Annotated in this window: 1 protein-coding gene; it reads right to left on the reverse strand. The window is 66.6% G+C overall.

Translation table 11 applies throughout. The annotated features are described in order from the left end of the window. Positions 1–362 precede the first annotated feature (362 nt). Positions 363–838, reverse strand: a 476-nt coding sequence (locus RFN28_RS34660; protein WP_320291605.1) for an IS91 family transposase, incomplete at its 5' end; no start/stop codon positions are given.

Genomic DNA, 838 nt, shown 5'->3' on the forward strand with positions numbered 1-838 from the left:
TGGGAATCTGGAGGCTTCTGTGAGGTCCGCGGGCACGACGGAGCGGCCGGGTTGGCTGTCGGACCTCATTGCAAGCCGGATTGAACGGAGCCGCGGGCAGGACTGGCGCTATGGGGATTGTAGCCCGGAGCTGTGGCCGGGATAGTCTTCGCCAGAATGATCAAGGGCCGTCGGGATGCAATGACGGCAAAGGACGCTGCGACGGGGGGCGGCATCTTGATGGCGGGTGCCGTCGGACAGGCTGTGGTGCCTTCTATCGCCGGGCTGGCTGCTTGCGCCCTTGTGCGATGGGCCAAGCGTTGGCGTTCCGGCGCCCATGGTGACGGATGCTGAGCATGGCGATGAGGAGGCGCCGGCCGCGATCATGAGGTGTCGCACCAGAACGGGCCGGGCGGTGCCTGTCCGCATCGCCAGACGGCGAGCGTGATCATCCGTCCTCCGCAGCATGGGCAGCGATGCGTCAACGCCAGGCGCTCGGCGGCGACAGCGGCGCTTTCGGCACTCGGTTCGAGATTGTTCTGCTGCGGGTTGGCCAGCAGTCTGCGGCACAGGTCGAGCCTGGCGGCGCGATGGCCGTTGGCGAGGAAGCCGTAGTGGCGGATGCGATGGAAGCCGTCCGGCAGCGTGTGCAGCAGGAAGCGGCGGATGAACTCGTGCGCGTCGAGCGTCATCACCTTTGTCCTTCCGCCATGACGATAATCCCGCCAGCGGAACGCGACGCGATCGTCGTCCATGCCGATCAGCCGGGAATTGGCGATGGCGACGCGATGGGTGTAGCGACCGAGATAGGCCAGCACATGCCCTGGACCGCCGAACGGCGGTTTGGCGTAGACCACCC

It is taken from the genome of Mesorhizobium album, assembly GCF_033977205.1.
Taxonomy (GTDB): Bacteria; Pseudomonadota; Alphaproteobacteria; order Rhizobiales; family Rhizobiaceae; genus Mesorhizobium; species Mesorhizobium album.